Source organism: Thioprofundum lithotrophicum (assembly GCF_055387065.1).
The window spans coordinates 1304541-1317256 of the sequence record NZ_AP042379.1; the positions used below are offsets into that span (position 1 = coordinate 1304541).

13 protein-coding genes are annotated in these 12716 nt (G+C 66.6%); 5 read left to right on the forward strand and 8 right to left on the reverse strand.

Annotated elements, in window-relative coordinates; translation table 11 throughout:
• Positions 1–8: 8 nt before the first annotated feature.
• The gene (locus tag ACZ5BH_RS06180; protein ID WP_464891042.1) at positions 9–434 is read right to left on the reverse strand and encodes a rhodanese-like domain-containing protein; all 426 of its coding nucleotides are present in this window, start codon (positions 432–434) and stop codon (positions 9–11) included.
• A gap of 98 nt (positions 435–532) precedes the next feature.
• Positions 533–859, reverse strand: coding sequence for an ArsR/SmtB family transcription factor (locus ACZ5BH_RS06185; RefSeq protein WP_464891043.1), 327 nt, complete (start codon positions 857–859; stop codon positions 533–535).
• A gap of 250 nt (positions 860–1109) precedes the next feature.
• Here ACZ5BH_RS06185 and gpmI point away from each other — a divergent pair, with 250 nt between their 5' ends.
• From gpmI to ACZ5BH_RS06210, 5 genes are all read left to right on the forward strand, one after another.
• Positions 1110–2711 carry a 2,3-bisphosphoglycerate-independent phosphoglycerate mutase gene (gene gpmI / locus ACZ5BH_RS06190; protein ID WP_464891044.1) on the forward strand — a complete coding sequence of 534 codons (1602 nt, stop codon included), beginning with the start codon at positions 1110–1112 and terminating at the stop codon, positions 2709–2711.
• Positions 2712–2996: 285 nt separating this feature from the next.
• Entirely contained in the window at positions 2997–4184 is a 1188-nt protein-coding gene (locus ACZ5BH_RS06195) for a murein hydrolase activator EnvC family protein (protein WP_464891045.1), read from the forward strand.
• Positions 4185–4300: 116 nt separating this feature from the next.
• On the forward strand, positions 4301–5629 hold the full coding sequence (locus ACZ5BH_RS06200) for a S41 family peptidase (RefSeq protein ID WP_464891046.1): 1329 nt from the start codon (positions 4301–4303) through the stop codon (positions 5627–5629).
• A gap of 16 nt (positions 5630–5645) precedes the next feature.
• Entirely contained in the window at positions 5646–6542 is an 897-nt protein-coding gene (locus ACZ5BH_RS06205) for a divergent polysaccharide deacetylase family protein (RefSeq protein ID WP_464891047.1), read from the forward strand.
• Entirely contained in the window at positions 6455–6949 is a 495-nt protein-coding gene (locus ACZ5BH_RS06210; RefSeq protein ID WP_464891201.1) for a DJ-1 family glyoxalase III, read from the forward strand. The genes ACZ5BH_RS06205 and ACZ5BH_RS06210 overlap by 88 nt, the downstream gene beginning before the upstream one ends.
• A 306-nt stretch (positions 6950–7255) precedes the next feature.
• Here ACZ5BH_RS06210 and ACZ5BH_RS06215 read toward each other — a convergent pair whose 3' ends face one another.
• The 6 genes from ACZ5BH_RS06215 to ACZ5BH_RS06240 form a co-directional block, all read right to left on the reverse strand.
• Complete coding sequence (locus tag ACZ5BH_RS06215; RefSeq protein WP_464891048.1) at positions 7256–8119, reverse strand: CZB domain-containing protein; 864 nt, start codon at positions 8117–8119, stop codon at positions 7256–7258.
• 207 nt (positions 8120–8326) lie between these two features.
• Positions 8327–8926, reverse strand: a complete 600-nt coding sequence (gene lexA, locus ACZ5BH_RS06220; RefSeq protein ID WP_464891049.1) for a transcriptional repressor LexA — start codon at positions 8924–8926, stop codon at positions 8327–8329.
• Between the two features lie 288 nt (positions 8927–9214).
• Complete coding sequence (gene ubiB / locus ACZ5BH_RS06225) at positions 9215–10837, reverse strand: ubiquinone biosynthesis regulatory protein kinase UbiB (protein WP_464891050.1); 1623 nt, start codon at positions 10835–10837, stop codon at positions 9215–9217.
• A gap of 71 nt (positions 10838–10908) precedes the next feature.
• A complete protein-coding gene (locus ACZ5BH_RS06230; RefSeq protein ID WP_464891051.1) occupies positions 10909–11898 on the reverse strand; it encodes an Acg family FMN-binding oxidoreductase in 990 nt (329 codons plus the stop codon).
• A 22-nt stretch (positions 11899–11920) separates the two neighbouring features.
• Positions 11921–12220: a hypothetical protein gene (locus tag ACZ5BH_RS06235; protein ID WP_464891052.1), complete on the reverse strand. Its 300-nt coding sequence runs from the start codon at positions 12218–12220 to the stop codon at positions 11921–11923.
• Positions 12221–12359: 139 nt separating this feature from the next.
• Positions 12360–12578 (reverse strand): YgaP family membrane protein, encoded by a 219-nt coding sequence (locus tag ACZ5BH_RS06240; RefSeq protein ID WP_464891053.1) that lies wholly within the window; start codon positions 12576–12578, stop codon positions 12360–12362.
• Positions 12579–12716 lie beyond the last annotated feature (138 nt).

Sequence of the window (12716 nt, forward strand, 5' to 3'; positions counted from 1 at the left end):
GAAATCGGCTACTTGCGGGTCAGGGGCAGACTGGCGTTCTGCCAGGCCATGATCCCGCCGCTGAGGTTGTAGACCTTCTCGAAGCCGTGCTTCTTCAGCACCCCGGCCGCATGCGCCGAGCGGCTGCCCGATCGACATACCAGGATGATGGGGCGCTGTTTGTCCTTTTCAAGCTCGCCGAGGCGCTTGGCCAGGGCCGACTGGGGGATGTGCCGGGCGTCGAGGATGTGGCCCGACTGGTATTCGTTGGCCTCGCGCACGTCGAGCACCAGGGCGTTCTCGTGGTTGATGAGGTTGACCGCCTCGGCCGGATCCACGGGCGTGTAGCCCTTGAGGCGGGCGCCGAACAGGTTGAAAAACAGCATCACCAGGGTGACGGCCAGGGCCGCGAACAGCAGCAGGTTCTGGCTGACGAAGGTCAGGAAGTCTTGCACGGGAACTCCTTGGGGAAAGCGGGGAATGTTCGGGGCGCCTGGGCGCGGCGGCATTGTAGCAGGCTGGCGGCGGGGCGCCAGCCTGCGGATGGGATGGTTCAGTCCTGCTCGGGCGGGTTGCAGAACACTTCGCGCATCATGCTGATCAGGCGCAGGGTGCGGGCGTCGCCAACCCGGTAGTAGACCCGGTTGGCGTCCTTGCGCGAATCGAGGATGCCCTTGTCGCGCAGGATGGCCAGATGCTGGGAGATGTTGCTCTGGGAGGTGCCCACGTGCTCGACGATGTCCTGCACGCTGATCTCCCGATCCCCGAGGGTGCAGAGGATCTTCAGCCGCAGCGGGTGGGACATGGCCTTGAGGGAGCGGGAGGCGCGGTCGATGTCCTCGTCGCGGGTCAGCAGGGTGGTCGGTTCGGAGAGATTCATCATGTTCCTGCCCTGTGCGTGCTCGTTCCGGTTGAGCGGGGGTGGTCACCGGGGACGGGGGTGACCCGTGGAGTGCCTTTTATCATTAAAACATTATACAATTATCTGCCATTTGAGAAGGGCCAGGGCGCTTTTCCCCACGAATATTGCAAGTTTGGCTTCGAATCCCTGCCGGCAGCGGGGATTCGGGGTATAATTTGGAACGAGTCCAAATATTGATACCGCGCCGCACGGACACCATTCAATAGACATGTCAGACACAGCCCGCATCAAGCCCATGGTCCTGGTGATCCTCGATGGCTGGGGATATTCGGAGGCCACGGACTACAACGCCATCGCCGCCGCCCGCAAGCCGGTCTGGGATCGGCTGTGGGCCGATTATCCCCACACGCTCATTCAGGGTTCCGGCGCCTCCGTGGGCCTGCCCTCCGAGCAGATGGGCAACTCGGAAGTGGGCCATCTGAACCTGGGCGCCGGCCGCGTGGTTTACCAGGAATACACCCGGGTCACCCGCTCCATCAAGACCGGCTCCTTCTTCACCAACCAGACCCTGGTGGACGCGGTGGATCTGGCGAAGGAGTCGGGCAAGGCGGTGCACATCCTCGGCCTGCTCTCCCCCGGCGGGGTGCACAGCCACGAGAACCACATCCACGCCATGGTGGAGCTGGCCGTGCGCCGGGGCGCCGAGCGGGTCTATCTGCACGCCTTCCTCGACGGGCGCGACACGCCCCCGCAAAGCGCCGAGGCCTCCCTGCGCAAGATGCAGGCGAAGTTCGACGACCTGGGCGGCGGCCGCTTCGCCTCCATGATCGGCCGCTACTACGCCATGGATCGGGATCACCGCTGGCCGCGGATCGAAAGGGCCTACGATCTCATCACCCTCGGCGAGGGCGAGTTCACCGCGCCCGATCCCCTCACCGGCCTGCAGGCGGCCTATGAACGGGGCGAGACCGACGAGTTCGTGAAGGCCACCGCCATCGTGCCCGAAGGCAGCCAGCCGGTGCGGGTGGAGGACGGCGACGTGATCGTGTTCATGAACTTCCGCTCCGACCGGGCGCGGCAGATCACCCGGCCCTTCATCGAGCCCGACTTCGACTGTTTCGCGCGCAAGGCCTGGCCGCGGCTCGGCCAGTTCGTGAGCCTGACCGAGTACAACAGCCAGTACGACATTCCCGTGGCCTATCCGCCGGAACGGCTGAAGAACGTCTTCGGCGAGTACATCTCGGGACTGGGCATGCACCAGCTGCGCATCGCCGAAACCGAGAAGTACGCCCACGTGACCTTCTTCTTCAACGGCGGCCGCGAGGAACCCTTCGAGTTCGAGGATCGCATCCTCATCGACTCGCCCGACGTGGCCACCTACGACCAGCAGCCGGAGATGTCCGCCGGCGAGGTGACCGACAAGCTGGTGGCCGCCATCGAGGCCGATCGCTACGAAGTGATCATCGTCAACTACGCCAACCCCGACATGGTCGGCCACACCGGCAACTACGAGGCGACCGTGCAGGCCATCGAATACCTGGACGGCTGTCTCGGCCGCCTGGTGGACACGGTGCGCGCGCACGGCGGCGAGCTGCTGATCACTGCCGATCACGGCAACGCCGAGCAGATGCGCGACCCGGACACCGGCCAGCCCCACACCGCCCATACCAGCAACCCCGTGCCCCTCATCTACGTGGGCCGGGATCTGGCCCTCAAGCAGAACGGCGGCGCCCTGTCCGACATCGCCCCCACCATGCTGGAGCTGATGGGCCTGCCCCAGCCGGTGGAGATGAACGGCCACAGCCTGATCGATCACGGCGAGGAAGAAGGCGCCGAGCCGGCCCCCGCGGTCACCCGCCAGGCGAGCTGATCCCCCGCTTGGGACGTGGGGATGCAGGAGCGGCGCAAGCCGCGATGAACAGGGCCGAGGTACGAGTGGCGAGGGTTTTCGCGATCGGGAAACCATGCCGTTACTCGGCCCTTTTCCCTCGCCACTCGTCCCTGCCAGGTCGCGGCTTGCGCCGCTCCTACACAGCGTTGCCCCGGCGTACCGCAACAATGCGGTGGTGTGTCGCGGAGGACGGGTAGCTGGGTAAGGCATTGGGGTATCTTCGCTACCCGCCACCGTTTTGTACCCTGTCCGCTCTGACGTATCATGGCCGCCATCGTGCTGCCCCGTTTCCTGATCCTGTTGCTGTTCACCGCGCTGGCCCTGCCGGCGACGGCCGCGCCTGCCCTGAGCGAGAGCGAACGGCAGGCCAAGGCCCGCGAACTGGAACGGTTGCAGCAGCGGCTCGAGGCCCTGCGGGCCGAGCGGGATGCGGTGCGCAGCCGCTTCGATCGGGATCAGAAGGCCCTGCGCGAGGTGGAGCGGCGGATCGGCCGCACCGTGCGCGAACTCAAGGCGCTGGAGCGGAAGCTGCGGACCCGGCGCAGGAAGTTGCGGGAACTGCGCCGCGAGGAAGGCGCGCTGCAGGGCAAGCTGGCCACCCAGCGCGAACTGCTGGCCCGCCAGGTCCGCGCCGCCTGGATGATCGGCCGTCAGGAATACCTCAAGCTGCTGCTCAATCAGGAAGACCCGGCCCGCCTCGGCCGGGTGGTGGTCTATTACCGCTATTTCAACGCCGCCCGCCAGAAGCGCATCGACGCGGTGCGCGACACCCTGGACGCGCTGGCGCGGATCGCCGGGCAGGTGCGCGAGGAAACGGCCCGCCTCGAGACCCTGCGCCAGCGCACCCTGGAACGCCAGCAGGCCCTGCGCGCGGATCGGCGCCAGCGCCGCAAGGTGGTGGCCCGCCTGCAGGCCGAGCTGCGCAACCGCGAGCAGGCCATCGCCCACCTGCAGGAAAACGAGCGGCAGCTGCGCGCGGTGCTCGAGGCCATCGAGTCCAGCCTCACCGATCTGCTGGCCGACACGGGCATGGAACGGCCCTTCGCCAGCCGCCGCGGCAAGCTCCCCTGGCCGGTCAAGGGCAAGGTGCAGAAGCTCTACGGCAAGGCCCGCCAGCGCAGCGATCTGAAATGGAACGGGGTGCGGATCCTGGCCCGCGAGGGGCGCACCGTGCGGGCCATCGCCCGCGGGCGGGTGGCCTACGCCGACTGGCTGCGCGGTTACGGCCTGCTGCTGATCCTCGATCACGGCGACGGTTACATGAGCCTGTACGGCCAGAACCAGAGTCTGTTCAAGGAAGTGGGCGACTGGGTCGAAGCGGGCGAGCCCATCGCCACGGTCGGACGCAGCGGCGGCCAGGCGCAAAGCGCCCTGTATTTCGAAATCCGTCACAACGGCAAGCCCACCAATCCGCTGCGCTGGTGCAGCGGCGCGGCGCTGGCCCGCCGCTGAGGTCGGCGTCCCTCGCCACCCGTTGCCGTCTGCTGTAATATCACGCGATTGGCGACCGCATGGTGTGGTCGAACCCAAGGAAACGGTCCCGCCGGGGCCACAGGAGAGACCCGGACATGAATCTGCTGACCCGCAACCTTCTCATTCTGCTCGTCGGCCTGCTGCTGGGCGTGTCCCTGGCGCTGACCCATGGCGTGCTGGCCGAGCGGCCCGCGCGCAGCCATGCCGCCGCCGGCCTGCCCCTGGACATGGTGCGCACCCTGAGCGAGGTGTTCGGCAAGATCAAGGCCAACTACGTGGACGAGGTGGACGACAAGACCCTCCTCGAAAACGCCATCCGCGGCATGGTCACCGGGCTCGATCCCCACTCCTCCTATCTCGATCGCAAGGACTTCGAAGAGCTGCGGGTGGGCACCACCGGCGAGTTCGGCGGCCTGGGGATCGTGGTTGGCATGGAGGACGGCTTCGTCAAGGTCATCTCGCCCATCGACGACACCCCCGCGCAGCGGGCCGGCGTGCAGGCCGGGGATCTGATCATCCGTCTGGATGACACGCCGGTGAAGGGCCTGACCCTGGATCAGGCCGTGAACATCATGCGCGGCAAGCCCGGCACGAAGATCACCCTGACCATCGTTCGCGAGGGCGAGGAGAAGCCGCTCAAGATCACCCTCACCCGGGCCAAGATCCGGGTCAAGAGCGTCAAGTCGAAGGTGCTCGAAGACGGTTACGACTACGTGCGCATCTCCCAGTTCCAGGAACGCACCGCGGCCGATCTGCGCAAGGCCATCCGCAAGCTGCGCAAGGAGAACGGCGGCAAGCTCAAGGGCCTGGTGCTGGATCTGCGCAACAATCCCGGCGGCCTGCTCGACGCGGCGGTGGCCGTCTCCGACGTGTTCCTCGAGGAAGGCGTGATCGTCTCGGTGAAGGGCCGCACCGACGACAACAAGCTGGTCCGCTCCGCCCGCGCGGGCGATCTGATCGACGGGGCGCCGATCGTGGTGCTGGTCAACGAAGGCTCCGCCTCGGCCTCGGAGATCGTCGCCGGCGCCCTGCAGGATCACCGGCGCGCCATCATCATGGGCCAGCGCACCTTCGGCAAGGGCTCGGTGCAGACCGTGATCCCGCTGGGCAACGACACCGCCCTGAAGCTGACCACGGCGCGCTACTACACCCCCTCGGGCCGCTCCATCCAGGCCGAGGGCATCGAGCCGGACATCGTGCTCGACAACCTGCAGATCAAGGAGCGGGAAGAGCGCTTCAAGCCGCTCACCGAGGCCGATCTGTCCGGCCACCTGGCCAATCCCAACGGCAAGGGCAAGAAGGAAAAGGGCAAGCCGAAGTCAAAGGTCAAGGGCAACGGCAAGAAGCTGGTGACCGAGGATTATCCGGTCTACGAGGCGCTCATCGTCCTCAAGGGGCTTAACCTGCTGAAGGCGGGCAAGTAGGGCGGATTGCCGGGCGATGCGCAAGGCGCTGGCCCTGCTGCTCGGCTTGCTGGCCGCCTTCACCGCCGGCAGCGCCCAGGCCCGGCCGCTCGTGGCCCTGATCATCGACGATCTGGGCTGGCGGGCCGCCGACGGCGAACGGGCCGTGCGCCTGCCCGGCGCGGTGACCATGGCCATCCTTCCCCATGCGCCCCATTCCCGCAGCCTGGCCGAGACGGCCCATCGCCTGGGCAAGGAGATCATGCTCCATCTGCCCATGGAGGCAGCCGGCGGGAACCGGCTCGGGCCCGGGGCGCTCACCGAGGCCCAGGCGGAGAAGGACTTCAAGCGCACCGTTCTCGCCGGCCTTGCGTCGGTGCCCCACGTGCGCGGCCTCAACAACCACATGGGCAGCCGGCTTACCGCCGATCCCCTGCGCATGCGCTGGCTGATGCAGACCCTGATGTTTCGCAGCGATCTCTATTTCGTCGACAGCCGCACCACCGCCGCCACCGTGGCCGAACGGGAAGCGCGGCGCCGCGCCCTTCCCGCCACCCATCGCGACGTGTTCATCGACTACCAGGACGACACGGCGATCATCGATACCCAGCTTGAAAAACTGATCGACCGGGCCCAGAGCAAGGGCAGCGCCCTCGGCATCGGCCATCCCCTGCCGAAGACCCTGGCCGCCCTGGAGCGCTGGCTGCCTTCCCTGCAGGGACGGGGGGTGGAACTGGTGCCCGTTTCGCGCCTCGTTGCCTGGCGACAGAACCAAAGGAGGAATCCCACATGGCAAGCGTCCTCGTCCCCCTCGCTGAAGGTTGCGAAGAACTCGAAGCGGTCACCATCGTCGATCTCCTGCGCCGGGCCGGCATCGAGGTCGTCACCGCCGGCCTTGCCGACGGCCCCGTGCGCTGCAGCCGTGGCACGGTGATCGTGCCCGACACCACGCTCGATGCGGTGATCGATCGCGACTTCGACATGCTGGTGCTGCCCGGCGGCCTGCCCGGCGCCGACCACCTGGAGGCCGATCCGCGGATCCGCGCGCTGTTGCAGAAGATGGCCGACGGCGGCCGCTGGACCGGCGCCATCTGCGCCGCGCCCAAGGTGCTCGCCAGCGCCGGCCTGCTCGACGGCCGTCACGCCACCTCCTACCCCGGCAGCCTCGAAGGCAAGCCGGTGAAGGATCTGATCTACGAGGAAAAACCGGTGGTGGTGGACGGCAAGGTGGTCACCTCCCGCGGCCCCGGCACGGCCATGGACTTCGCCCTCACCCTCATCGAACTGCTCGCCGGCAAGGCCAGGCGCGACGAGGTGGAAGGGGCGCTGATGCGGCCCTGAAGGTTGGCGCGTGAAATGCCGGTCGCGGCTTGCGCCGCTCCTACATGGCGCGTCTTCACATTGAACCCCCCTACCCCGACGCCACCGGAATGATCTGCTCGGGATCGGCCGGTTCCGTAGGGCGGCTCAAGCACAGCGGAGCCGCCATGGCAGGATGGCACGATTATCGCCGGCTCCGCTGCGCTTGAGCCGGCCTGCGCACGCTCCTACGCGTACGCGACAAAGGCCCACCCTAAAATCCTTTGCACCCTCTGCGTCTTTGCGCCTTTGCGTTGAAATTTCCTTGCGCCTTCACGTTGAATCCCCCTACCCCGACGCCACCGGAATGATCTGCTCGGGATCGATCAGCAGGCAGTCCTGGCCCTTGTCGTTGCTGAGATAGCCGCTGAACAGACGTTGGGCATGCGGGTTGACGGGCAGGCCGACCTCGGCCAGTTCGAGCAGGTTGGCGCGGGGGTAGCTGATCACGTCGTTGATCTCGTCGATCTTGAGGCCCACCAGCGGCGTTTCGCCATCGACCGTGAGGTTGAGCACCACGTCGCGGATCGATTCCTTGAGCTGGACGCGGGCATGGTGGAAGGTCTTGCGCAGGCGGCGCAGGACGGTGTTGCGGGCGATGTCGAGGCGGTAGAGGGCCTCTTCCACCTCGCCGCGGGCCTTGTATTCCAGCAGTTCGTCGGCCAGGGCGTGGATCTGGCGGTGGGGTTCGTCGAAGCGGTCGAGGATTTCCCGGAAGGCTTCGTCCCGGGTGTTGAAGGCGTCATACCATTTGCCGAAGGCGCACTGGTGGGGGTCGCGGGCCTTGGTGAAGGGGACATCGGTGCGGATCGATTCCTCCAGGGCGTCGAGCCAGTCGAGGTGATCCTGTTCGCGGGCCTGTAGCAGATCCAGCAGTTCGGTCTTGTATTGCTGGCCGGAGACGATGTCCAGCATCGCGGCCAGATCGTAGATGGCCACCGGCTTGCCGCGGTACTGGGTGGCGCCGAGCAGGCCACGGCCCTTGAGGGGGGTGGGTTTCAGCTCGGCCAGGTTCTGGGTCACCGACAGCACGCTGTGCACGGGCACGGCCAGCATCTGCTCGCCCACCCAGAAGGTGAAGGTGTCGAGGTTCGGGTTGTCCGCCTCGGCCGGCTGTCCGCCGGTTGCGAGGGAGGGGGTCGCCATCTGCATGTCCGTGCTCCTGTGGGCGGTTCGGGCCGGGGCCGGCCCCTGGTTATGGCCATATCGGCGCCGGAGGGGGGAACTTGAGGGGGTTGGCTTCGTAGGCTGGCTCAAGCGCAGTGGAGCTGGCAAAAAACATGATGTCTCGAATTCGCCGGCTCCGCCGCGCTTGAGCCGGCCTACGGCTATGGCTACGGTATCAGGCGCCCGCGCGAGTCAGGGATAGCGGCGCAGCTGGCCGACCAGGCGGCCCTGGATGCGGATGCGTTGAGGGGCGTATTGCATGGGCGCCATTTCGCTGTTTTCGGGGATCAGCAGGATGTCGCCGTCGGGCAGGCGCTTGAAGCGCTTGAGAGTGGCTTCGCTGTCGTCGATCAGGGCCACGACCACGTCACCGTCCTCGGCGGTGTCGGTGCGCTGGATGATGACCCAGTCGCCGTCGAGGATGCCCATGTCGATCATGGAATCGCCCTTCACCTGCAGGGCGTAGCGGTCCTCGGCCACGAACAGGGCGGCCAGATCGAGCTGGTCCTGATCGGGGATGGCCTCGATGGGATGGCCGGCGGCGATCCGGCCCGCCAGCGGGAGGGTCGTGGAGTGGAGTGAGGATTCACTGGCGAGCCGGATACCGCGCCAACCGCGTTCGACATGCTCCAGGACGCCCTTGTTCTTGAGCGACTGCACGTACCTGTGCACCGTGCCCTTCGACTTCACCCCCACGGCGGCGCCGATTTCCGTCAGCGTCGGCCCGCAGCCATGGCGGGCGATGTGGCCACGAATGAAGCGAAGGATGCGTTCTTCCAGTTGGGTGAGCATGCTTGTTCTCCGAACGTTCTCAATAGTAGAGAACATTTCGAGAACTGTCAAGGTGGTGTGGAAGGAACACGGAGGGCACGGAGGCACGGAGATCACGGAGAAAGGTTAGCAGTTTTCCGGTCCCTCCTATTTTCAATGCCTCGTGGTCATCGAAAACGGAGATGTATCCATGCATCGCACACTGGCTGCTGAAACAATTTCTGGATTCTGTTTTGGCTTGATTCGGACTCTCTGTGATCTCCGTGCCTCCGTGACCTCCGTGTTCTTAGCAGACAGGTGAGTTTATGCCTACCGCCGCGTCCAGCCCCAGAGCAGGGTGGCGAGGCCGGTGGCGGCGGTGGCGGCGGGGTAGAGGATGGGCAGTTGGCCGAGCAGGAGGGCGGCGGTGATCAGCAGGCCGCTGCCGGTGACGGCGGCGAGGGTGCGACGGTTGGCGGTGCGGATCTCCCGTTGCAGGCGGGTGAACTGGGCGTCGGGCAGGCGGGTTTCGAGACGGCCTTCGGCGGCCTTCTCGATCACGTCGTAGAGCTTGTTGGGCAGGGCGGGCAGGCGCTCGGACCACAACGGGGCGTTCTCGCGGATGTGGCGCCAGAAGGCGCCCGGGCCGAGTTGCTGGCGCATCCAGCGCTCGAGGAAGGGCTTGGCGGTGGTCCACAGGTCGAGCTGGGGATAGAGCTGGCGGCCGAGGCCCTCGATGTTGAGCAGGGTCTTCTGCAGCAGCACCAGCTGGGGCTGGACTTCCATGTTGAAGCGCCGCGCGGTCTGGAACAGGCGCAGGAGTACCTGGCCGAAGGAGATCTCGGCCAGCGGCCGGTCGAAGATGGGTTCGCAGACGGTGCGGATGGCGGCCTCGAATTCGTCCACCCGGGTGTCCCTGGCCACCCAGCCCGAGTCGATGTGGAGCTGGGCCACCCGGCGGTAGTCGCGGTTGAAGAAGGCCAGGAAGTTCTCGGCCAGATAGCGCTGATCGGTGGCCGAGAGCACGCCCATGATGCCGAAGTCCACGGCGATGTACTGGCCTTCGGGCGAGACGAAGATGTTGCCCGGGTGCATGTCGGCGTGGAAGAAGCTGTCGCGGAATACCTGGGTGAAGAAGATCTCCACGCCCTGCTCGGCCAGGGTTCTGAGATCGATGCCGGCGGCGCGCAGGGCGTCGATCTGGCTGATCGGGATGCCGTGGATGCGCTCCATCACCAGCACGTCGCGCCGGCACCAGTCCCAGTACACCTCGGGCACGTACAGCAGGGGGGAGTCGAGGAAGTTGCGCCGCAGTTGCGAGGCGTTGGCGGCCTCGCGCATCAGATCCAGCTCGTCGAGAATGGTCTTCTCGAACTCCCGCACCACCTCCACCGGACGCAGTTGCCTGCCGGCGGACCAGTAACGCTCCACGCGGCGGGCCACGGTGTACATGAGGCCGATGTCGCGGCGGATCACCGGCAGGATGCCGGGCCGCAGCACCTTGACCACCACTTCCCGGCCGTCCTTGAGTCGTGCGCCGTGCACCTGGGCGATGGAGGCCGAGGCGAAGGGCGTGGACTCGAAGGCGTCGAAGACCGCCTCGATGGGCTGGCCGAGGCTCCTTTCGATGAGGCGGCGCGCCACCTCGTCCGGGAAGGGCGGCACCCGGTCCTGCAGCCTGGCCAGCTCGTCGGCGATGTCGTCGGGCAGCAGATCCCGGCGGGTGGAGAGGATCTGACCGAACTTGATGAAGATGGGCCCCAGATCCTCCAGCGCCATGCGGATCCGCGCGCCGCGGGGCAGGCTGCGCGGCACCCAGGTCCAGGGCATGAGGTATTTGAGAAAGCGCACCGGGCGGAACAGGTGGCTGGCGAGCAGGAGTTCGTCGAGCCCGTGACGCACCAGGATCCAGCTGATGTAGGCGAGGCGGAAGAACTGGTGGATGCGCGGCATGATCCCGGTGTTGCTTGTTGCGGAACCGGGATTGTACGGGGAAACGGCGGGGATTTCCCCTCTCCCGGCGGTTACACCCGATGCCGGGAGAGCGGATCGCGGGGCGTGGGCCCACCCCTGCCATCGGCATAGCCGAGGCGCAGGAACAGGTGCGGGCGCATTCGGGAGTCGGGCAGCATGCTGGCCAGTTCGTGGCGGTGGCTGCGTACCTGCAGGAGGCGGTTCATGGGCTGGATGGCCAGGCCGAGCTTGGTGGCGGTCAGGGCCAGGCGTTCGAAGAGCTGGCCGGTGCGGATCCAGTCCACGGGCGTGTCGTTGCGACTGGCGAGCACGGCCAGCACCGGAGCGCTCGTGAGCAGTTGCCGTTCCTGGCGGGCGAGGCGCGGGCCCGGGTCGAGGTGACGGAGGGCGAAGGCGGCAAGCGGCGCCAGCGGGGCGGGCAGCGGCCACATGCCGCGGCGGATGCCGCCGGCCAGCTCGCGGCGGTAGTCGGGATTGGCGAGCAGGCGCCGGTCGGCGGCGGCCACCAGTTCGGCGAGGCGGCGTTTCTGCTCCAGGTTGGCGAGAAAGCGCAGGACCAGATCCGACTCCAGGCGGGCGTTGCGCAGTTGCAGGAGTTCCTCGTGAGGCACGAGCCGGGGCAGGAAGGGGCGCCGGCAGGTGCGGCGGCGCACGATGGCGTGGAACAGGGCCGGATCCCGCACCTGGTTGATGCTGGCCCCTTCCACGAACTGCACCCGGGCGAAGGTTTCGTCGCCGCCTTCGCTGTCACCGAAGGCCACGTGGAAGCCGAGGCGGAAGTATTCGGCGGCGGTGAGCAGGTTTTCCAGGGCGCAGCCGAGGCTCAGGTAGAGTTCGCGGCGCTCGGGATCGGTGACCGGCTGCCAGCGCTCGAGATCCGGCAGGATGCCGATGGTGTGTTCCCGCAGCGAGAACTGCCACGGCTGGCTGTTGAGCAGCGAGGGGGCGAGCCGGGCGTATTCCAGCAGGAAGGCCAGCTTGTCCGCATAGGCGCCGGTTTCCGGAAAGGCCTCCGGATCGGGAATGTTGGCGGCAGGCATGCGGGGTGGGGGCGGACGGCGTTCAGAGGCAGGCGGAGGAGTCGGTGCTGCTCAGCAGATCCAGCTCCATGGAGGAGAGATCCATGTCCAGGGTGAGATCGAGAAACTCCTCCCCCAGGGCCTGGCGCAACCGTTCGACGGTCTTGCGCAGGGTGCGCAATTCGCGGGTCAGCGCGTAGGCGGTGGGAAACTCCTCGGCGGGAATGTCGCGCTTGAGGCGCAGGGCCGCATGATACGACTGGCGCAGCAGGTCGCGCAGGTCGTTGATGGCGTCGAGGTGGCTGTCGATGGCGGGGGTGGGGCGATCGGCGTCGGATTTCATGCGCTGGCCTTGGGTTTTCCGTTGGGGGCGTCGGTCCCTGTCGTCAACCAAGTGTAGGCCAAAGCGGGGAAAATCGGAAATATTTATTAGGGCGTAAAATGGCGCCGGACCGGCGAGCGCCGGTCCGGCCGTAGCGGGGTCAGTTCTGGTTGGCGGTGGCCAGTTCGGCCGAGGTCTTCATGCCCAGTTTCTTCATCAGGATGGAGGGCGGGCAGAAGCCGGTGAAGCTGCTCTGGATCATGTTGGCGCCGATGAACAGCGAGAACCAGTGCCAGTTGGGGCTGTGGAACATGGCCAGCAGGGTCGAGATGATGATCATGCTGCCGGCGAAGATGAACATGGCTTTGTCGATGGTCATTTCAGGGTTTCCTCCCGTGTTTGATGGATTTCCCGGCTTCTCCCGCCGGTGAGCAGAGTGTCGCTCCGGCGCCGGGGGAAGTCGGTAACCTCGGTCACACAAATATTAGATTTCTCTAATATACGCGCTTGCGGGAGA

Bases quoted from the DNA above. Each gene is read 5' to 3' on its own strand.
- ACZ5BH_RS06185 (WP_464891043.1), bottom strand. From the start codon at position 859: ATGAATCTCTCCGAACCGACCACCCTGCTGACCCGCGACGAGGACATC.
- gpmI (WP_464891044.1), top strand. From the start codon at position 1,110: ATGTCAGACACAGCCCGCATCAAGCCCATGGTCCTGGTGATCCTCGAT.
- ACZ5BH_RS06195 (WP_464891045.1), top strand. From the start codon at position 2,997: ATGGCCGCCATCGTGCTGCCCCGTTTCCTGATCCTGTTGCTGTTCACC.
- ACZ5BH_RS06200 (WP_464891046.1), top strand. From the start codon at position 4,301: ATGAATCTGCTGACCCGCAACCTTCTCATTCTGCTCGTCGGCCTGCTG.
- ACZ5BH_RS06205 (WP_464891047.1), top strand. From the start codon at position 5,646: ATGCGCAAGGCGCTGGCCCTGCTGCTCGGCTTGCTGGCCGCCTTCACC.
- ACZ5BH_RS06215 (WP_464891048.1), bottom strand. From the start codon at position 8,119: ATGCAGATGGCGACCCCCTCCCTCGCAACCGGCGGACAGCCGGCCGAG.
- lexA (WP_464891049.1), bottom strand. From the start codon at position 8,926: ATGCTCACCCAACTGGAAGAACGCATCCTTCGCTTCATTCGTGGCCAC.
- ubiB (WP_464891050.1), bottom strand. From the start codon at position 10,837: ATGCCGCGCATCCACCAGTTCTTCCGCCTCGCCTACATCAGCTGGATC.
- ACZ5BH_RS06230 (WP_464891051.1), bottom strand. From the start codon at position 11,898: ATGCCTGCCGCCAACATTCCCGATCCGGAGGCCTTTCCGGAAACCGGC.
- ACZ5BH_RS06235 (WP_464891052.1), bottom strand. From the start codon at position 12,220: ATGAAATCCGACGCCGATCGCCCCACCCCCGCCATCGACAGCCACCTC.
- ACZ5BH_RS06240 (WP_464891053.1), bottom strand. From the start codon at position 12,578: ATGACCATCGACAAAGCCATGTTCATCTTCGCCGGCAGCATGATCATC.